Origin of the sequence: Sandarakinorhabdus glacialis (genome assembly GCF_014643455.1) — a bacterium.
In the GTDB taxonomy this organism is placed as follows: Bacteria; Pseudomonadota; Alphaproteobacteria; order Sphingomonadales; family Sphingomonadaceae; genus Sandarakinorhabdus; species Sandarakinorhabdus glacialis.
In genome coordinates this window covers 109,311-128,929 of sequence record NZ_BMJM01000006.1, presented here as the reverse complement: position 1 = coordinate 128,929, position 19,619 = coordinate 109,311, and the positions used below count along the sequence as shown (strand labels likewise).

Annotated in this window: 17 protein-coding genes; 8 read left to right on the top strand and 9 right to left on the bottom strand. The window is 66.3% G+C overall.

Features of this window, described 5'->3' with window-relative positions; translation table 11 throughout:
- Positions 1-4: 4 nt before the first annotated feature.
- The 6 genes from IEW98_RS10115 to IEW98_RS10090 form a co-directional block, all read right to left on the bottom strand.
- Positions 5-1,753: a peptidoglycan D,D-transpeptidase FtsI family protein gene (locus IEW98_RS10115; RefSeq protein ID WP_188762825.1), complete on the bottom strand. Its 1,749-nt coding sequence runs from the start codon at positions 1,751-1,753 to the stop codon at positions 5-7.
- Positions 1,754-1,762: 9 nt separating this feature from the next.
- Complete coding sequence (locus tag IEW98_RS10110) at positions 1,763-2,482, bottom strand: hypothetical protein (RefSeq protein WP_188762824.1); 720 nt, start codon at positions 2,480-2,482, stop codon at positions 1,763-1,765.
- Positions 2,479-3,474 carry a 16S rRNA (cytosine(1402)-N(4))-methyltransferase RsmH gene (gene rsmH, locus IEW98_RS10105; RefSeq protein WP_188762823.1) on the bottom strand — a complete coding sequence of 332 codons (996 nt, stop codon included), beginning with the start codon at positions 3,472-3,474 and terminating at the stop codon, positions 2,479-2,481. Before rsmH ends, IEW98_RS10110 begins: the two co-directional genes overlap by 4 nt.
- Positions 3,471-3,959, bottom strand: a complete 489-nt coding sequence (locus IEW98_RS10100) for a division/cell wall cluster transcriptional repressor MraZ (RefSeq protein WP_188762822.1) — start codon at positions 3,957-3,959, stop codon at positions 3,471-3,473. Before IEW98_RS10100 ends, rsmH begins: the two co-directional genes overlap by 4 nt.
- A 509-nt stretch (positions 3,960-4,468) precedes the next feature.
- Positions 4,469-4,780, bottom strand: coding sequence for a hypothetical protein (locus IEW98_RS10095; RefSeq protein ID WP_188762821.1), 312 nt, complete (start codon positions 4,778-4,780; stop codon positions 4,469-4,471).
- 172 nt (positions 4,781-4,952) lie between these two features.
- A complete protein-coding gene (locus IEW98_RS10090; protein WP_188762820.1) occupies positions 4,953-5,918 on the bottom strand; it encodes a cysteine synthase A in 966 nt (321 codons plus the stop codon).
- Between the two features lie 79 nt (positions 5,919-5,997).
- Between IEW98_RS10090 and IEW98_RS10085 the strand changes: the two genes are divergently transcribed.
- The 4 genes from IEW98_RS10085 to IEW98_RS10070 all read left to right on the top strand — a co-directional run bounded on the left by IEW98_RS10085 (position 5,998) and on the right by IEW98_RS10070 (position 12,646).
- Positions 5,998-7,497: an ABC transporter substrate-binding protein gene (locus IEW98_RS10085; RefSeq protein WP_188762819.1), complete on the top strand. Its 1,500-nt coding sequence runs from the start codon at positions 5,998-6,000 to the stop codon at positions 7,495-7,497.
- Between the two features lie 19 nt (positions 7,498-7,516).
- Positions 7,517-7,978 carry a DUF2147 domain-containing protein gene (locus IEW98_RS10080; RefSeq protein ID WP_188762818.1) on the top strand — a complete coding sequence of 154 codons (462 nt, stop codon included), beginning with the start codon at positions 7,517-7,519 and terminating at the stop codon, positions 7,976-7,978.
- A 20-nt stretch (positions 7,979-7,998) separates the two neighbouring features.
- Positions 7,999-9,216 carry an amidohydrolase family protein gene (locus IEW98_RS10075; RefSeq protein ID WP_188762817.1) on the top strand — a complete coding sequence of 406 codons (1,218 nt, stop codon included), beginning with the start codon at positions 7,999-8,001 and terminating at the stop codon, positions 9,214-9,216.
- 466 nt (positions 9,217-9,682) lie between these two features.
- Positions 9,683-12,646, top strand: a complete 2,964-nt coding sequence (locus IEW98_RS10070; protein WP_243450682.1) for a TonB-dependent receptor — start codon at positions 9,683-9,685, stop codon at positions 12,644-12,646.
- 73 nt (positions 12,647-12,719) lie between these two features.
- Here the strand turns inward: IEW98_RS10070 and IEW98_RS10065 are convergent, their stop codons facing one another.
- The gene (locus IEW98_RS10065) at positions 12,720-13,388 is read right to left on the bottom strand and encodes a TetR/AcrR family transcriptional regulator (protein WP_188762815.1); all 669 of its coding nucleotides are present in this window, start codon (positions 13,386-13,388) and stop codon (positions 12,720-12,722) included.
- 186 nt (positions 13,389-13,574) lie between these two features.
- Between IEW98_RS10065 and IEW98_RS10060 the strand changes: the two genes are divergently transcribed.
- Entirely contained in the window at positions 13,575-14,789 is a 1,215-nt protein-coding gene (locus IEW98_RS10060) for an LLM class flavin-dependent oxidoreductase (RefSeq protein WP_188762814.1), read from the top strand.
- Positions 14,786-15,601 carry an SDR family oxidoreductase gene (locus tag IEW98_RS10055; protein WP_188762813.1) on the top strand — a complete coding sequence of 272 codons (816 nt, stop codon included), beginning with the start codon at positions 14,786-14,788 and terminating at the stop codon, positions 15,599-15,601. Before IEW98_RS10060 ends, IEW98_RS10055 begins: the two co-directional genes overlap by 4 nt.
- Before the next feature lie 35 nt (positions 15,602-15,636).
- Here IEW98_RS10055 and IEW98_RS10050 read toward each other — a convergent pair whose 3' ends face one another.
- Complete coding sequence (locus IEW98_RS10050) at positions 15,637-16,875, bottom strand: NAD(P)/FAD-dependent oxidoreductase (RefSeq protein WP_207792552.1); 1,239 nt, start codon at positions 16,873-16,875, stop codon at positions 15,637-15,639.
- Positions 16,806-17,156: an NAD(P)/FAD-dependent oxidoreductase gene (locus IEW98_RS16165; protein WP_207792551.1), complete on the bottom strand. Its 351-nt coding sequence runs from the start codon at positions 17,154-17,156 to the stop codon at positions 16,806-16,808. Before IEW98_RS16165 ends, IEW98_RS10050 begins: the two co-directional genes overlap by 70 nt.
- Before the next feature lie 163 nt (positions 17,157-17,319).
- Here IEW98_RS16165 and IEW98_RS10045 point away from each other — a divergent pair, with 163 nt between their 5' ends.
- Both IEW98_RS10045 and IEW98_RS10040 read left to right on the top strand, forming a co-directional pair.
- The gene (locus IEW98_RS10045; RefSeq protein WP_188762812.1) at positions 17,320-18,396 is read left to right on the top strand and encodes a zinc-binding dehydrogenase; all 1,077 of its coding nucleotides are present in this window, start codon (positions 17,320-17,322) and stop codon (positions 18,394-18,396) included.
- Positions 18,393-19,403: an alpha/beta fold hydrolase gene (locus IEW98_RS10040; RefSeq protein WP_188762811.1), complete on the top strand. Its 1,011-nt coding sequence runs from the start codon at positions 18,393-18,395 to the stop codon at positions 19,401-19,403. Before IEW98_RS10045 ends, IEW98_RS10040 begins: the two co-directional genes overlap by 4 nt.
- The last annotated feature ends 216 nt before the right edge of the window (positions 19,404-19,619 follow it).

The following is a 19,619-nucleotide window of genomic DNA, read 5'->3' as shown; positions in this document are numbered from 1 at the left end:
GCCGCTATTCCGTCGGAGCGTCGTTGGCGTTCGCCAGCAGGCTGGCGACGTCGATGTCCTTCGACGCATCGGGCTGCACGCCGAGTATCGGTCCGATGCGCTGCACGAGGCGGGAAATGGCGGGGGCGACGACCATGCCGGCGGTCTTGAAACCATAGGTCGATTTGGAGCCGCGCGGATCGTCGACCATGGCGACGATGACGTAGCGCGGCTTGTCCATCGGGAAGGCAGCGGCGAAGGTCGAGACGTTGGCGCCGCGGACGTAGCGGCCGTTGGCGATCTTTTCGGCGGTGCCGGTCTTGCCGCCGACGCGGTAGCCCGGCGCATTCGCCTTGCGGCCGGTGCCGTTGGTGACGACGAGGCGGAGCAGCGCGCGCATCGTGTCCGACGTTGCCGAGGTGAACACGCGCCGGCCTTCGGGCACGTCGCCGGGGGCGCGCTTGAGCAGTGTCGGGGCGCGGTAGATGCCGCCGTTGACGACGGTGGCATAGGCGTTGGCAAGGTGGAGCGGCGTGACGGTGATGCCATGGCCATAGGCGATGGTCATGGTGGCGAGGTCGCCCCAGTTCGACAGCGGCGGGTATTGCGGGCGGGCACGTTCGGGCAGCTCGACTTCGACCTGCTTGAAGAAGCCCAGCGATTCGAGCATGGCGCGCTGGGTGTCGCGGCCGGCCTCCATGGCGATGCGCGCCGTGCCGATGTTCGACGAGTGGATGAAGATCTCGGGCACGGTCAGCCAGCGATTCTTGGCATGGTCGTCGCGGATCCGGAAACCGCCCATGTAGATCGGCCGGGTGGCGTCGTATTTCTGCTGCATCGACTTGATGGTGCCGGCGTTGAGCGCGCTGGCGATGGTCAGCGCCTTGAAGGTGCTGCCCAGCTCGTAGCCGGCGAACGTGACCTTGTTGTAGCGGCTGTCGTCGTCGGATTGGCCCGGACGGTTGGGGTTGAAATCGGGCAGCGACGTCATCGCGACGATTTCGCCGGTGTCGACGTCGAGGACAACACCCGCGGCGCCCTTGGCGCTCTGATCGAGATAAAGCGCCCGCAATTCATGTTCGAGTGCCTGCTGGACGCGGACATCGAGCGCCAGTTGCAGCGGCTGCTCGCGGGTGTCCTTGCCGCCGAGGCGGGTGTCGAAGGCCTTTTCCATGCCGACCTTGCCGATGCCCTTGTCGTCGGCATAGCCGATGGCGTGAGCGGCGAGGCTGATATTGGGATAAAGTCGTTCGGCTTCGCGGCGCAGGTAGATGGCGGGTTCGCCGATATCGTTGATGCGTTTCGCTTCGGACGGCAGCACGCGGCGCGAGATGTAGCGGAACTGGCCCTTGTGGGTCAGTTCGGCGAGGATTTCGGCCTCGGTCGTTTCGGGCAGCACGGCGGCGATGCGGTGCGCCAGGACGGCGGGATTGGAGGCAAGCTTGCGCGGTTCGACCGAGACCGCATAGGCCTCGATGGTTCGGGCGAGTTCGACGCCGTTGCGATCGACGATGTCGGCGCGCGGCGGCGCTGAACCGGTGACGGTGCGGCTGGCTTCGGGCCGGGCTTCGAAAATCGCCAGATCGGTCAGCCGCAGCGCCAGCAGCGGCGGCACGGCGAGGAACAGCAGCAACAGGACGACGAGGCGTTGGCGCGCGACACTTTGCGCGGTCAGGCGCTGGCCTTCAAGGGCCGGCGGCCGGTTTACCACGGTTGCCGACGGACGCGCCGCGGCAGCGGCGGCGGCGGTGGGAAGGATCAGCGGCCCTGCCATTTTTGTGTTTTACTGTCCGCCTTCGGGCAGAAGGTCGATCGGCGCGGCGCCGGATGACGGCACGCCGACCGGGATGACGAGGGTGTCGACGATCGACCGCATCGCGACTTGCGGCGCGGGACGGCGGATGGCGTCGACAATGCGGCGCTGCGACGCCCCGGACGACGAGGACATTGCGCCAGGCGAATAACCGGCGCGGATAATGCGGGCGGTCATCGGCGCCGGGGGTGCGGAAATGGCCCGCTCCGGCCGGGCGGCGCGCACGATATGCTCCACCGGCTGGGCGGCGCGAACCAGGGCTCGTGCCGGCTCGCTGTAGGTTACCTGCACGATACGGGCGGCGGCGGGGGCCGGCTGGGCAGCGTCGCCGGCGACGGCGAAACGCACGGCGGGATTGGCAGCGACAATCGCGCCGGGCAGTGCGGCAGCTTCGCCGGCCGGGACAGCGGCATAGGCGACGAGCTGGACGGCGGAATTGAGATACTGGCCGGCGGCGGGGGCCGACATCTGCAGGACGCTGTCGTTCCAGCGCTGCATTTCGGGCAGGCGGGCGCGGGTGCGGAGCTCGACCTCGAGCATCCGCATGTCATGGGCGTCGGCGACGAGCTGGCGCTCGAGCTTGCGGACGGCGGCGCGTTCGCCCGACACCTTGAGGTTGACGGTATAGCTGCCGATGACCGCCGCCATGGTGACGAACAGCATCAGCGCCGAGCTGGAATAGTTCCTCATGCGGACCTCGTGGTGGAAAAGGAGGGGGCGGTGGAAAAGGAGGGGGTTGCTGCCCATGCCGTTGCGGCGGTGCGGACAGCGGCGCGCAGCGTTGCCGAGCGGGCGCGCGGGTTGGCGGCGATCTCGGCTTCGGAGGCGCGGATGGCGCGCGCCGGGCGTTCGAAGCTGGGATCGCGCGGGCGGGCGATGGCGGGCATGTGGCGCGAGCCGGCAGGGGCACCGCCGGCACGGTCGCGCAGGAAGGTCTTGACCCGGCGGTCCTCGGCCGAATGGAAGCTGACCACGGCGAGACGCCCGCCGGGACGCAGCAGGCGTTCGGCGGCTTCGAGCCCGGCATCGAGCTGGCCGAGTTCGTCGTTGACGTGGATGCGCAGCGCCTGGAAGCTGCGGGTGGCGGGGTCGCTTTTCTTGGCGGGCTGGTGGCCGAGCACCGAGCGGACGAGGCGGGCCAGTTCCGAAGTGCGGGTCAGCGGGCGGTCGTTGACGATGGCGCGGGCGATGCGGCGCGCGCCGGGCTCGTCGCCGAGCTGGAACAGCACGTCGGCGATTTCAGCTTCCGATGCCGAATTGATGAAATCGGCGGCGGTCATGCCGTCCTGGCCCATTCGCATGTCGAGCGGGCCGTCGGACTGAAAGGAAAAGCCGCGCTCGGGCTGGTCGATCTGCATCGAGGAGACGCCGATGTCGAAGGCGATGGCATCGACGCCGCCGAGTACTGGGCTGCAGTCGTGATCGGCGAGCCCGGCCTCCATTTCGGCGAAGGGCCGGGCAATCAGGGTGACGTCGTCGGCGCCGGCGATGTCGGAATTGAGCGCGATGGCGGTGCCGTCGCGGTCGAAGCCATAGGCGTGGCCGAGCCGCGCTGCGGTGCGGGCGGCGCGGAGATAGCCCCCTGCCCCCAGCGTGGCGTCGACGTAGATGTCGCCGGGCGCGAGACGCAGCGCGGCGAGGACTTCGGCGAGAAGGACGGGGTTATGCGGGGCGGCGTTCATCGTGCTGCCTCCGTGACAGGAAGACCCTTGGCTTCCATTTCGCGGCGCAGGATGCGGAACATGCGGGCGTCGATGCCGGTCTGTTCGAGGTAGCGGTAGGGGTTCCACATCTGGAACCAGTTGCCGCCGGCGACGAACCAGACGTGCGAGGTGATGTCGCCGAGATCGCGCAAGCCGGCGGTGAGCACGATGCGGCCGGCTTCGTCGATTTTGAGCGGCGTCGCCGAGCCGAACAGGAAGGTCGACTTGAAGGCGCCTTCGGCGGTGTCCTCGTCATGATCGAGGCGATCGAGGCGGGCTTGGAGCTTGGCGGCGTGCGACTTGTCATAGCCGAGCAGGCAATCGATGCCGGGCGCCGGGCCGATGAAGACGTCCTTGGTGCCCGAGCGGGCCATGATGGCATCGCGAAATTCGGCGGGGATCGACAGCCGGCTCTTGGCGTCGACCGCATTCAGCGCATAGCCATGGAAAAAATCGTCGGCCACCCGTGCTGTCCCCTCAACGCGGGCGGTGGCCTGGCTGCAACGTTACCGGCTAATCCGGATGGACGCTTCGACCTGACCATGCAGCGACGTTACCGCCCATGTTGTGGACAGTATCTACCATGGGATATCATGGGCCTCAATGGGTAATCATGGTCGAAGGGTCCAATTCATGGGGATATCCATGGTAAAACAACCGGACAACTTAATGTGTTCTTGGCTTGTTCTATTGTTACTTGCCTGTGGATAAGTCTGTGATGAACTTGCGTGGCGGACGGGATATTTGCTGTTTCGAGGGCCTGGAAGGCGATGGATCGGGCCTGCCTGGGTTGCCAAATCAAACAAAGGTTAATGCGTTGCGGGGGTTGGGCCAAATTTGGCAGGGCGCTGGAGAAAGAACCAGTTCGGGCATATCAGCCGAATCGAGCTGCCGCGCGCGGCGCTGATTGCCGGGCGCGATTTGCGATTCGTTAAAAAATGACTCGGAGTTGCGCTCCGGTAAGAGCACGCGCCTAGATGCGGGCGCGCTGGCGTGGCAGCTCGGCTGGCCGGGGCTGGCTGCTCGATACCGCCATGCTGGCGGGCGCGCCGGGCGCGACGCCGAGAACGGCGAGCGGTTCGGCCTGGGGGCCGGTGGCGGCGACCGATGCGGTCGGACGCAAGCCGGCAGCGGCGATCATGACAACCAGGAAGATTGCCGCGAGCCCGGTCAGACCGAGCCGGATGCGATGCGCCGCGGACTGGCGCAGAAGGCCCTCGCAGCGGGACGCTTCCGCAGCCGTGCCGTCATCCTGTTTGCCGAACGTCTGTCTCAGCAATAACATTGACCCTCGCTTTTCCGTTGTTCCGCCGCCGGTCGTTGCCGGGGTGGTGCGCCGATGCGGCCCGGGACACTGGGCTACACACGGCGCGTGACGTTTGCGCGTAAGGGGAACGATATAATCGTTAACAGCGTCCGTGTCGACATAGTTGCGCAGCCGGTGTCATTTTACCCGGTCAGAGGCCCTTGGCGGCAAGCCAGTCGTCGTTGTAAATCGTTGAAAGATAACGCAGGCCGCTGTCGCAGAGGATGGTGACGATGGTGTTGCCAGGGCCCATTTCACGGGCCAGGCGGACGGCACCTGCGACATTTATTCCCGACGACAGGCCAAGGCACAGGCCCTCCTCGGCATTGAGCCGGCGGACCCAGCCGAGCCCTTCGGTGTCCGGAATGCGGAACTGCGCATCGACAGCGAGGCCTTCGAGGTTGGCGGTGATTCGGCTTTGGCCGATGCCTTCGGAGACGCTCGATCCCTCGCTGCTGAGCTCGCCGTGCGCGAACCAGTTGTAGAGCGCGGCGCCTTCGGGGTCGCTGAGCGCGATGCGGATGGCGGGGTTTTCGGCGCGAAGGCCCATGGCGACGCCGGCCAGCGTGCCGCCGGTGCCGACGGCGCAGGTGAAGCCGGTGACCTTGCCGTCCGTTTGCGCCCAGATTTCGGGTGCCGTCGTCTGGATATGGGCGCGGCGGTTGGCGATGTTGTCGAACTGGTTGGCCCAGACGGCGCCGGGAGTCTCGCCGGCGATGCGGCGCGAATTATGGACATAGTGGCAGGGATTCGAATAGGGCGCGGCGGGGACGAGGACGAGTTCGGCGCCGAGCGCGCGCAATGTGTCCTGTTTTTCGCGGCTTTGGGTGTCGGGCATGACGATGATGGTCTTGTAGCCGCGCGCGGCGCCGACGACGGCGAGGCCGATGCCGGTGTTGCCGGCGGTGCCCTCGACGATGGTGCCGCCGGGCTTGAGCAAGCCTTGCGCCTCCGCATCGTCGATGATGAACAGCGCGGCGCGATCCTTGACGCTGCCGCCGGGATTGAGGAATTCGGCCTTGCCGAGGATGGTGCAGCCGGTTTCGGCGCTGGGGCCGCGCAGCTTTACCAGGGGCGTGTTGCCGATCAGGGCGATGATGTCGGGGGCGATTGCCATGGGGCGGACTTACCGATGTGCGGGGGCGTGGGCAAGGAAGCTCTGGTTTGTGGAGGGGAAGCCGGGTTAGAGGTTGGCGGTGATATGGCGAAACCTGGTGTGCCTGTTGGCGCTGGCGGCGGCGGCCTGCTCTCCGGACGCGCCCGAGGGGGCGAAGCTGTCGGTGGTGGTGATCGGCGATTCCGAGCAGCCGGAGGGACTGGCGCAGCGGCTGGTGGCAGAGGCGGTGCAGCCGGGGCTGGTGGCGCGTGACGAGGCCGGGCAGACGGTGGCGGGGCTGGCATCGAGCTGGCGGTTCGTCGATGACGGGCGCAGTCTTATACTGCGGTTGCGGCCGGCGCAGTGGAGCAATGGCGAGACGCTGGTGGCGCGCGACGTGGTGGCAGCCTTTCGCCGCGCTGGTAGTCGGCGCGACCCGGTGCTTGTGATGGCGGGCATTGTAGGGTCCGAAGCGGTGACGGCGAAGCGCGCGCCGGCGAGCAAGCTGGGGGTGTCGGCGCCGATCGCACGGGTGGTGGAGTTGCGGCTGGAGAGCCCGTCGCCGCTGTTGCTCGGGTGGCTGGCGGAGCCGGCGCTGGGGCTGGTTTCGGACAAGGCGGACGTGTCGCTGGCCCGGTATCGCGTCGGTGGGACCGCCGAGCGGCGGGTTTTGCAGCGCAAGAGCATGGCGGCGAGCCCGGCGGCGCGGCCGGCGCAGATCAGCGTGGCGACGAGCCCGGATCTGCGCGCGGCGATCGCCGGGTTCATGCGGGGCGAAGCCAATCTGGTGTTCGGCGACGGGCTGGCGGGGCTGGGCGAGGTGCGGGCCTCGGTGCGGCCCGAAATGCTGCAAGTCGATCCGCTGTGGGGCATTTATGGCTATGTCGCCAATGGCTTGCGCGGGCCGGTGGCGGATCCGGCGATACGGCGGGCGCTGGCGATGGCGGTCGACCGGGGGCGGCTGGCGGCGGCGATGGGCATCGGGGCGATCGTCGCTGCCGACGGGCTGTTGCCGCCGCTGCTGGCGGGTGGTGCGGTGCTGGAGGAAGGCGACTGGCGCCGGCTGGGTGCGGCGGCGCGGGTGGCAGAGGCGCGGCGGCTGCTGGCGGGCGCGGGGTGGACATTGGACCAGCCGCTGCGGCTGGTGCTGTTGCTACCGCCGGGGCGCGAGCATCGCAGTATCGCCGAGCGGGTTGCCGACGACTGGGCGCAGGTCGGGGTGTTGCTGGCGGTGACCGAGGTGAGCGCGGTGGAGCGCGACAAGCTGCTGGCGCGGGGCGATTTCGACCTGGCGGTGACCGAGGCGAGCGTGCCGGTGCCCGACAGCGCGGCGTTGCTGATGCGGTGGCGGTGCGGGGCGGGCGCCTATTGCAACCCGGAAGCCGATACGATGCTGGCAGCCGCCCGCAGGGCACCGGCAGCGGGGCGCGCGCCGATGCTGGCGGCGGTCGAGGCGCGGATGATGACGGCGCCGCCGATGATCCCGCTGATAACGCCGGTGCAATGGACGCTGGTGGGGCGTAACGTCGATGGCTGGGTGCCGAATGCCGGGGCAAGTCATCCGTTGGCGCGGCTGACGGTGGGGGTGCGGCGGCGCTAGGGTCGATATGGGGGTTGGGATGAAGATGCGACTGGGGATTATCGCGCTGGGGTTGCTGGCGGGTTCGGCGATGGCCCAGAGCCCCGCAAACAGCCCGGCGAACAGCCCCGATCCGGCGGCGGCGGTGGCGAGATTGCCCGATGGCGCGTATCTGGGGACGTGGCAGAACCCGTCGGGATCGGTGCATATCCGGGCGGCAAGGTGCGGCAAGCTGGTCTGCGGCACGATCGTATATGCCGATGAAAAGGCGCGGGGCGATGCGCGGCGGGGCGGCACCGATCCGCTGGTCGGTACGCAATTGTTCGAGGAATTCACGGCGCGTGGGCCGCGCGAGTGGCGGGGGCGGGTGTTCGTGCCCGACATGAACCGGCGGGTGACGGGGACGGCGCGATTGCTCGAGGATGGCAACAGCATCCGGGTCGAAGGCTGTGCGGCGCAGGTGATCTGCCGTAACCAGGTGTGGACGCGGATCAGGGGCTGAGACGATTGGGGAGCTTGCCGATGATCGGGATAGCACGCGCGGTTGTCGCTGCGCTGGCGTTGGCGGCGGGACCGGCTGCGGCCGAAAATACGGCGATCATCGGGGCGGCGGTTTATGCGTCGCCCGATGCGGCGGTGATCCGCGATGCGGTGGTGCTGGTCGTCGATGGCCGGGTAACGCGCGTCGGGACGCGCGCGTCGACGCCGGTGCCCAAGGGCTATCGGGTGATCGACCAGGCGGGGCGGTACCTGGTGGCGGGATTCTGGAACAACCATGTCCATCTGACGACGCCGGTGCTGCTGAATGCCGTGACCACGACCGATGCGGCGCTTGGGGCCGAGCTCGAGAAGAATTTTACCCGCTGGGGGTTCACGACGATCTTCGATCTTGCGTCGACGACGGCGGTTTCGGCGAATGTTCGCGGGCGGGTGTCGACCGGCAAAATCGCCGGGCCGCGCGTGTTGAGCGTCGGCGAGCCGTTTTATCCGACCGGCGCGACGCCGATATATGCGCGGGAATTCTACAGCGTCTTCAAGCTGCCGTCGGCGGAGATCGTCTTGGTGGCGGATGCCGAGCGGCGGGTGCGGGCGCAGGTGGCGGCGGGGGCGGCGGGGATCAAGCTGTTCACCGGATCGATCGTCGGCGGGCCGCAAGGCGTGGTGCACATGCCGGCAGCGACGATCCGCGCGCTGGCGGACGCGGCGCACAGGCTCGGCAAGCCGGTGTTTGCGCATGGCACCGACCGCGAGGGGACCGACCTGGCGGTGGCCAATGGCGTCGATATCCTGGCGCATTCGGCGCCGTTGATGGAGGACTGGACGGCGGAATACGCGGCGTCGATCGCGGCGCGAAAGGTGGCGATGGTGCCGACGCTGTCGCTGTTCGATGCGTCGCCGGACGCGCGCACGCCGACCAGCGCGGCGGTCCAGCAGACGGCGGCGCTGCACAAGGCGGGCGGGACGATTTTGTTCGGCACCGATGCGGGTTTTACCGAATTGTTCGATACGGCGCCTGAGTTGCGGCTGATGGGCAAGGCGCTGGATTGGCGCGGGGTGCTGGCGGCGATGACGACGGCGCCGGCGGCGACATTCGGCGAGGCGGATCGGCGCGGGCGGGTGGCCAGGGGATATGTCGCTGATCTGGTTGTAGTGGGTGGTGACCCGGCGGTGGGGGTGGAGAATTTGGCGGATGTGCAGCTGGTGATGCGCGGGGGGCGGGTGATTTTTGTGCGGCCTTGAGGGGTGGGTGCGGGGGGGGTGAGCTCGGGTGGTTGCGTGGTGGTTTTGTTTTGAGAGAGTGCGAGATGGGCCCCGGCCTTCGCCGGGGTGACGGGGAAAAAGGGGGTGACGGGAAAGAGCGTGAGGCGAGTCGGTTCGATCCACGCCCAGGCAACGCCGGACATCGTTGCGTGCGACAACGACGGTATCGCCGCGGGTGGCGGGCACCCTAGCGAGTTGATTAGTAGAAGACTCAAGCAGCCTGGCTGCGAATGTGTGACCGACACCATAGTTTTGATAGTGTTGTGGAATAATCACAAGGGGAGAGGTCCGGCGGCGGCCCGTTACGGGCATGTTGGGAGCTAGACAAGTCGGAAAAACTACGTCCAACTGCACAAATCACCCGGGCAATATGCCTTTGTGACTGCCTTGACTCCCCGAACAAGAGGAGCGCGGCGGATATGTGGGGAGGGCTACAATGAACACCATGTCACAATACCGTGCGGGCTTGATCGGCGGCGTCTCGTTGCTCGGCCTGTTTGCAGCGCCGTTGTCCGCACAGACCGCCGGATCGACGCCCGCGCCGGCCGGAGCGCCTTCGGCCGCACTCGCCGGGCCGGCGAATACGGGCCCGGTACCGGTTGCATCGACCGGCGGCAGCCTCGAGGAAATCGTCGTCACGGCGCAGCGCACCGCGCAGAGCCTGCAGGACGTGCCGATCGCGCTGACGGCATTTTCCGCCGAGGCGCTGCAGAAGCAGCAGATCAACAACACCTCGGACCTGCAGCTGACCCTGCCCAACATCACCTTTACCCAGACCAATTTCGGGTCGCCGAGCTTTACCATCCGAGGCATCGGCAATCTGTGCGTCGGCACGACCTGCGATGCCGCCACCGGCATCGCGCTCAACGAGATGCCGCTGTTGGGCACCCGGCTGTTTGAAACCGAGTTCTACGATCTCGAGCGCGTCGAAGTCCTGCGCGGGCCGCAGGGTACGCTATATGGCCGCAACGCCACCTCGGGTGTCATCAACTTCATTACCGCCAAGCCCGATTCCAGTGGCATCCACGCGGCCGGCGAAGGCGAATACGGCAATTACAACTCGATCAAGGTCAAGGGCATGATCAACATGCCGCTGACCGATACGCTCGCCGTGCGGTTGGCCGGCGTCTATCTCAACCGCGACGGCTTCACCAACAACACCTACGACGACACCAGCTTCGATAACCGCAACCTGTATTCGTTCCGCGGCTCGGTCCGGTGGGAACCTACCGATAATACGACCGTCGACCTCATGGGCTATTATTTCCATGAGAAGGACAATCGCGCCCGTATCCAGAAGCAGCTTTGCGACACCGATCCGACCGGCGTCCTCGGCTGCCTTCCCGGCCAGTTGCGAAACGGCATCACCAACGGCAACTCGACATTGGGCTCCATCCTGACCTCGAAGCAGTTCCTCGCTCTCAACGGCTTTGGTCCGGCTGCCGGTCTCCTCGCACTGAACAATCTAAACGGCACGAGCAACATGTTCACCGGCGAGGTCAACCCGGCCGACCTGCGGACGGTCAACACCGGTTACGAACCGCAGTTTCAGTCCGAAGAGCAGCAATACATGGCGCGCGTGCGGCATGATTTCGGCTCAATAACCGCGCAAGTTTCTGGAATGTATCAGAAAAACTCGACCCGTTCGCAGCAGGACTATAACAGCCAGGCGTCGAACCCCAAGGCCTATGTCGCCGGTCTGACCGGCCTGCAGTTCCTCGCCAACAATGGCGTTCCATCGCTCAAGCCGGTCGCCAACCTGTTGATCCCGAACGGCCCCAATGGTCCCTATTGCAGCTCGCAGCCCGAGCCGAATAACAGCGGCATCTTTGGCGCCGCCGGCAACGGCATCTGCGCCTCCGTGCCACTCGGCTTCGATCGTTCGAGCGGCGGCAGCCGGTCGTTTACAGGTGAAGGCATCATCACCAGCAACTTCGACAGCAAGTTCAACTTCCTGCTGGGTGGTATCTACATCGACACCAAGGCCAATGACGTCGCTTACTACGTCAACACCTTCGCGCTCGATTATGCCGCCGGCGTGCTCGGCTCGATTGGCGGAACCCCGGCCTTCCTCGCCGCACCGTTCTTCCGCAGCAATACGCCGGAATACCGCCTCAAGTCCTACGGCCTCTTCGGTGAGGCCTATTTCGAGGTCAACGACAGGCTCAAGTTCACCGCCGGGCTGCGCTACAACAACGACGACAAGTCGGTGACGGCGCGGACCACGCTGTTCAATTGCCCCAACGCCATCGGAACCGCGGTCGCCAATCTCGGCTGCGCCGATTTCGACCAGAACACCCCCGGCAAGCAGGACTTTGCCCGCCAGAAAGTGAAGTTCAGCGAGTTCACCGGGCGTTTTGTCGTCGACTACAAGATCACCGACGAGAACCTTCTCTATGCCTTCTACTCGCGCGGCTATAAATCGGGCGGCATCAACCCGCCGCTCAGCCCGAACTCGTCGATCCCGACAAACTTTTCGCCCGAATTCGTCGATGCCTTTGAAGTCGGCAGCAAAAACACCTTCCTCGATGGTACTTTCCGCGCCAACCTCACGGCATTCTATTACAAGTACAAAGGCTTGCAGCTGAGCAGCATCCAGGAGCGGACCTCGGTCAACCAGAACATCAACGCCACCATCTACGGCGTCGAAGGCGAGTTCATCATCCAGCCGACCAGGGAGTTCACCGTCAACCTGAACGCCAGCTACCTTCACACCGCGGTCGCCGACGACACTTTCCTGATCAACCCCGCCGATCCATCGGGCGGCCGCGACGATGTGGTGATCATCAAGGATATCACCAACGCCGCCAACTGCGCCGTGGTACCAAACGTCCGGGGCAATTCGGCGCTCGCCAACGGCTATGTCGCCGCGGTCAATTCCGGCATCAATGCCGCGACCGGCACCGACCTGCGGTCACCCGTCGCTTTCCCGTCGGGCCACGGCATCCCGACCGGCGTTACCGGTGCCTACAGCATCTGTAATTCGCTAGCCGCCTCTGCGGCGGCAGCCGGGGTATCGGTCGCCTATAACGGCGTCCGGACGAACGTTAAGGACAACAACGTACCGCAGGCGCCGACGTACAAATTCTCGGCGGGTGCGCAATATGTCATCGAGCTGGCCAGCGGCCTGTCGGTCACGCCGCGGCTCGACCTCGCCTTTACCGGCGAAAGCTATGGCAGCATCCACAACACCTTCATCAACCGGGTGCCGAGCTATACCGTCGTCAACGGCCAGATCCAGGTCAACGGCAACAACGACCGCTGGTACGCCCGGGCCTTCGTGCAGAACCTGTTCGCCAACAACGCGATCACCGGACTGTACGTGACCGACCAGTCGTCGGGACTGTTCTCCAACATTTTCACGCTTGAACCGCGGCGCTATGGCGGCGCCATCGGTTTCCGGTTCTAGGTCGCACCAGGAGCGATACCTGAGGGCGGGGGCGTGTCCCCCGCCCTCTTTTTATGCGGGGTTGGCGCGGGGTTCAGGCGGCCTGGGCCTTTTTGCGCGAGCGGACGAGTTGGCGCTGGTAGGTCTTCAAACGCTTTTCGATGCCGGGCTGGCTATCGGGGTTGGCGGCACCGCGCAGCGCCAGCGCATAGCCGAAGCCGACCGACGCCTCGAGCTCGTCGACCTGCAGGCCGCCCAAGACCCAGGCGAGCATGGTGGCGCCGAAGACGAGATCGAGACTGCGCAGCAGCAGGTCGAGATCGAGGTCGGCGAGCAGGGCACCGTCGCGCTGCGCCTCGACCAGCAACGCCCACCAGAAGGCATAGCGCTGCGGCGTGATGAGTTCGCTGCGCAACTCCTTGCCGCCGGGATTGAGCGCCTCGCTCCACAGGGTGCGGTAGAAATCGGGATCCTCGGCATAATAGCCGAGCGACAGGCGCAGCGCGTGGAAGATGCGGTCGATGGGGTCGGTGTGGCGCAGGTTCGAGAAGCGGTCGTGGAACTCGCGGACGTCCTCGAGCACCGCGATGACGATGGCGCGCTTGGAGCCGAACAAATTGTAGGGCGTCGTCAGCGAGACATGGGCGCGGGCGGCGATGGCGCGCATCGACAGGCCGGCGTCGCCGGTTTCGCGGATCAGGTCGCGGGCGGCGGCGACGATGCGTCGTCTGCGTTCGGCCTTGGCATCTTCGCGCTGGCTCATTCAGGGCTTTCGGTGGTTGGTTCGCCGGCTTCGCATCGAGGTAATATCGGGCAAAAGCAAGGCTGGCGCGGTTGGTCGCCATCCTCCCTATAATCATAACACGTATGAATAATGTGTGGAACAGGCGTGCAACCTCGCATAGACTTTCCGCCAAGCGAAGAGACAGGTTTCTGGGGAGTCGAGTCCGTGGCAGTCGAGAAATTGCGTTTCGGGGCGTTCATTGCGCCGTTCCACCCGCTCGAGGAGAATCCGACGCAGGCGCTCGAGCGTGATCTCGAGCTGGTCCAGCACATGGACCGGCTGGGGTTCGAGGAAGCCTGGATCGGCGAGCATCATTCGGCGGGTTACGAGCTGATATCGAGCCCCGAGCTGTTCATCGCGACCGCCGCCGAGCGGACGCGGACGATCCGCTTCGGCACCGGGGTGAGCTCGCTGCCGTATCACCATCCGCTGATGCTGGCGGGGCGGATCAACCAGCTCGATCATATCACGCGCGGGCGGGTCATGCTCGGCGTCGGGCCGGGCGCCCTGCCCTCCGATGCGTTCATGATGGGCATCCCGGTTTCGGCGCAGCGCGACCGGATGGACCAGGCGCTGGAGGTGCTGATCCCGCTGCTGCGCGGCGAGGTGGTGACGAAGAAGACCGACTGGTTCGAGCTGAATGAAGCGCGGCTGCAGATGATGCCGTTCAGCCGGCCATCGGTGCAGTTCTCGGTCGCCAGCCAGGTGTCGCCGAGCGGCGCGACCGCGGCCGGCAAGCATGGGCTGGGGCTGTTGTCGATCGGGGCGACCTCGGCGGGCGGGTTCAACGCGCTGGCGTCGAACTGGGCGATTGCCGAGAAGAATGCGGCGACCAATGGGCATGTGATGGACCGCAGCCAGTGGCGGCTGGTGGGGCCGATGCACATCGCGGCGACGCGCGAGGAAGCGCGGGCGCAGGTGCGCTTTGGGCTGGAGAAATGGCTCTATTATTTCCGCGAGGTGGCGGCATTGCCGCTCGCGCCCGAGGACGGCAGCGACCCGGTTAAATCGCTGATTGCTTCGGGGATGGCGGTGATCGGCACGCCCGACGATGCGATTGCGCAGATCGAGCGGTTGCAGCACGAATCGGGCGGATTCGGGGCGTTCCTGTCGATGGACACCAACTGGGCCGAATGGGACAACAAGAAGAAATCCTATGAGCTGATCGCGCGGTATGTGGCGCCGCAGTTCCAGCAGCTCAACGCCGGTCGCAAGTCGTCGCTGGAATGGGCGGCGGGCAATCGCGACCGCTTCATCGGCGAGGCGCGGACGGCGGTGGGGGTGCGGATCGCGCAGCATATCCAGGCTGAGGGCACCGAGAATATCCGGCCCGAGATCCTCGAGGCGATGGGCATCGGGAAGGCAAAGGCAGCCGAATGAGTACTGCAAACGGGCGTAAATCGATATTCATCACCGGCGCCGCGTCGGGCATCGGGCGGCAGGTGGCGCTGTTGTTCGCCGGCAAAGGCTGGTTCGTCGGGGGCTTCGATGTGCAGGAGGATCTGCTAGCCAAGCTGGCGGGCGAGATCGGCGCCGAGAATTGCCTGGTGCGCCGGCTCGATGTCACCGACCGGGTTGATTATGCGGCGGCGATCGCGGCGTTTTCGGCGGCGACGGGCGGCCGGATGGACATGCTCCACAACAACGCCGGCATCGGCAAGGGCGGGCCGTTCGCCGACCAGCCGTTCGAGGATGTGCTGGCGTTGGTGCAGGTCAATTTCGTCGGGGTATTGAACGGCATCCATCTCGCGGTGCCGCTTTTGAAGGCGACGGAAAACTCGATGTGCTTCACGACATCGTCGTCGTCGGCGACCTTCGGCATGCCGGGGATCGCGGTCTATTCGGCGACCAAGCATGCGGTAAAGGGGTTGAGCGAGGCGCTGTCGATCGAGTTCAAGGCGCTCGGCATTCGGGTTGCCGACGTGTTGCCGGGGTTGATCGACACGCCGATCATCCCGCGCGAGGCGATCGGCGCGGCGTCGAAGGAGGGCATGTTCCGGCCGATCCCGCCGATCGAAGTCGCGCAGGCGGTCTGGGAGGCGTATCATTCGGACAAGCTGCACTGGTATGTGCCGCCCGAAATCGCGGCGCTTGACCGGATGGCGACGCTGGAGCCGGAGAAGACCCGGGACAGCTTGGCGAGCGGGGGGATTCTGGCGTTTCTCGAGACCGAGGGGCGCGACGCCGGCTGATCGCCGGCGCCGCGTCGGCGCTTTGGGAAGGCGCGTCAGGCGGCCTGTTTCCAGTCGGTCCGCATGTCGGTGTCGGGCGAGATGCCGATGGCGTGCATCATCTCGGCGCGATCGGGGCCGGGCTTGGGTGAGTAGGCGGCGGCGTTGGCTTTCTTGCCGCGCGCCCAATAGCCGAGGACCCGCAGCATGTTGCCGGGCTTGTTCAGCCACGCCGACGGGTGTTCGAGCATGTGGAAGCCGCGCAGCGCCTGGCGCATCAGGCCGATGTCCGAGCGCAGCGCGATGGTGATGCCGTCGTCGACGAAGCTTTTGGCCAGCCGGGCCTTGAGGCGGGGGCGATAATCGAGAGTGAGGACGGCCTGGGCGCGGCGGATGGCGGTGCGGTCCTGCTCGCGCATATGATCGAAGAACGGCCGTAGCCCGGTGTCGATGCCGGTGGCGAACAGCCTGAACTGCGTCGCCGGATCGTCGCTGGCCGCAAGCGCATCGCCCAGGATGCCGGCGCTGACGGCGGCGAACGAACAGCCGCGGCCATAGAGCGGATTGGTGCGGATCAGCGCGTCGCCGAGCGGGATATAGCCGAGCACGCAGGGCTTGCCGTCCGCCATCAAGGCGCGCCAGCGGCTGCTGAGGTCGCCCATGCCGATGACCTTGGACACCGGCTCGGAGACGTCCGGTCGGAGCCACGGCACCAGGCCGGGAAGCTCGAGGCAGATGGCGTGGAAGCTGGCCTGTTCCTTGACCGCCTTGCGCAGTTCGAGCTCGATTTCGGGAACGCAGAGCGTGATCGAGAAGCAGCCGCCATCGGCCGGGAAGACCCCGAACTTGAGATAGCCGAGGTCGCCCGAGGCGGGGACTTCCTGCCGCGGCGGCTCGGTGACGCCGGGGAGCAGGCGGTAGTGGCGGGTGAAATAGAGCACGCCGGCCGATTCCAATTCCTCGGTGATGGGCACGCCGATCTTGATCAGTTTTTCGAGCAGGCGGGCGCCCTTGCCGCCGGCGTCGACGACGAGGCCGGTGGCGATGTCGCGCCGGCCATCGGCGTCCTCGATGGTCAGTCCGGTGACGCGGATGGTGCCGTCGGGTTCGCGGGACGTGAGCAGTTCGCGGACAACGGTGCCCGAGCGGATCTCGGTGTTGGGCTGGCGCTCGACGTGGCGGCGGATGATCAGTTCGAGGGTGATGCGGCGGCTGGTGATGATCGTCAAATCGTCGTCGGCGGGCAGCGGCGCGTAGCTCGCCATCTGCGCTGCGGGCAGGAAGTCCTTGAACACGATGTCGCGGCAGCCGGCGGCGTAAGTTCGGCGAGCAATTCCGGGTGGTTGTCGCGGATGATGTTGCGCAGGCGGGCGAGAAAGGCGTGGCTTTGGCGGAGGTGGCTGACGCCGGGGCGCTGCCAGTCGCGAAATGCTTCGTCGGCGGTGCCTTCGGGCGGCCCGGCGTCGCGTTCGAGGATGACGACCCGGCGCCCCATCGGCGCCAGCGACAGCGCCGTGCACAGGCCGGCGATCCCGGCCCCCACCACGAATACCGTGCTCGCGTTTTCGTCTGCCATCGCCCGGTCCCGATCTTCGCCTTGTGTCACCGGCATAGCGCATCTTGAGGCAAACATAAAAGAGATTCCTAACGTGTTATGTTTTTTGGCTTTACCTCGAGGCTCCGTAGGTCCAGAATTCGCGGCAAGCGGCACCGGCCGCAAGGACGTTGGGGAGACGCAGATGTTGGCCGTCGTGCGCAGGAACAAGCAGCTTGTCTGCGATGAAATCGCCGAGCCGGTGCCCGCCGCCGGGCAGGTGCTGGTGCGGACCCTGTGCTGCGGCATCTGCGGGTCGGACCTGCACGCGCTGCACTCGTTCGAGAACATGCTCGAACTGGGTGCCCGCGCCGGGACGCCGTCGACGGTCGATCCGGCCGGCGACATCGTCTTCGGCCATGAATTCTGTGCCGAGATCCTCGATCACGGTCCCGACACCGCCAAATCGCTGAAATCGGGCACGCGGGTCGTCAGCATGCCGATCGCGCTGCGCGCCGATGGCTTCGATGCGATCGGCTATTCCAATAATTATCCGGGCGGGTTCGCCGAACGCATGGTGTTGACCGAAGCGATGCTGCTGGCGGTGCCGAACGGGCTTTCTGATGTGCAGGCGGCGATGACGGAGCCGTTCGCCGTCGGCGAGCATGCCGTGGCGCTGTCGGACATAGGGCCTGATTCGGCGTATCTGGTGATCGGCTGCGGTCCTGTCGGGCTGGCGGTGATCGCGGCGCTGAAGTCGCGCGGGCTGGGGCCGGTGATCGCGTCGGACTTCTCGCCGGCGCGCCGCGCCGTGGCGGAAAGGGTGGGCGCCGACGTCATCGTCGATCCGACGAAGGAGTCACCGCACGGCCGCTGGTCGGCGCTCGGCGTCCCGGTGACCGGGGCGGAACGGACGCTACAGATGATGACCGGCAAGACCGGCAAGCGCGCGGTGATCTTCGAATGCGTCGGGGTGCCCGGGGTGTTGCAGGGCATCATCGAGGCGGCGCCGACGGGATCGCAGGTCATCGTCGCCGGCGTGTGTATGGAAACCGACCGCATCGAGCCGTTCCTGTGCATCAGCAAGCAGCTCGATTTCCGTTTCGTGCTTGGCTATTCGCCGATCGAATTCGCGGCCACGCTGCACAATATCGCCGAGGGCAAGATTGACGTGCTGCCGGCGGTGACGAGCGAAGTCGGGCTGGCCGGCGTCGCGGCGGCGTTTGCAGCGCTCGCCGACCCCGAGGCGCAGTGCAAGATCGTCGTGAGGCCCGGCGCATGACCGCGGGCGAAAGCAAGCCCGTGTCCGGGGCACTGGCGCGGCAGATGCCGCCGGTTCAGTACGCCGACAGCAACGGCCTGCGCATGGCCTATTACGAAGTCGGGCCGCGCGAAGGCGTGCCGGTCGTCTTCTGCCACGGCTTTCCCGAGCTGGCGTTTTCGTGGCGGCACCAGCTGCGGGCGTTCGAAGCGGCGGGGCGCTGGGCGATTGCGCCGGACCAGCGCGGCTATGGGCTAACGGGCGGCCCCGATGGCGCCGCCAATTATGACCTCGAGCATTTGACCGGCGACCTTGTCGGGCTGCTCGACAGCCTTGGCATCGAGAAGGCGATCTTTTGCGGCCATGACTGGGGCGGCATGGTGGTTTGGGAAATGGCGCTGCGCCATCCCGATCGCGTTGCCGGCGTTATCGGGGTCAACACGCCCTTCATGCCGCGCGGGCCGGTCGATCCGATCGCCGGCATGCGCGCGGTGTTCGGCGAGGACATGTACATCGTCTGGTTCCAGCAGCCCGGCCGCGCCGATGCGGTACTCGCCGAAGACCCCGAGCGCACGATCCGGTTTTTCATGCGCAAGCCGATGGAAACGCTCGAGCAATATGCAAAGCGCCCGTCCGCGGAGCGCACGCTCGCGCTCGGCGAGGCGCTGAAAGTCTATGACCAGGCCGGTGACGCCTTCCAGTTCCTCAGCGACGACGAGATCGCGGCCTTTGCCGAGACCTTCGCCGCGACGGGGTTCACCGGCGGCATCAACTGGTACCGCAACTTCACCCGCAACTGGGAGCAATCCGCGGGCCGCAGCGAGCACGTCGCGGTGCCGTCGCTGATGATCATGGCGGAGAACGACATCGTGCTCAGCCCGGCGATGACCGAGGGCATGGAGGCCTATGTGCCCGACCTCGAACGCTATCTGGTCAGGGAATCGGGGCATTGGACCCAGCAGGAGAAGCCCGAGGAAGTTTCCAAGGCACTGCTCGACTGGCTCGGCAGGCGTTTTCCGGGCGGGTGACGCCGCCTGCCATTAGTCGGGGGTCGGCGCGTTTTCGGCCCCCCGGCTGTATTCCGGCGGGAGCAAACATGCCACCTTGCCGGTTCGTTGCCGGGCTTGCCCGGCAAGAAAGGTGCGACCCGTAAAAACGGGCGTTCCGGACAAGCGTTTGCCGGTCCTGGCCGGCGGGGGGGACGCAATGACCTGTCGAACGATCCTGTGGACTGGGGCTGCGGC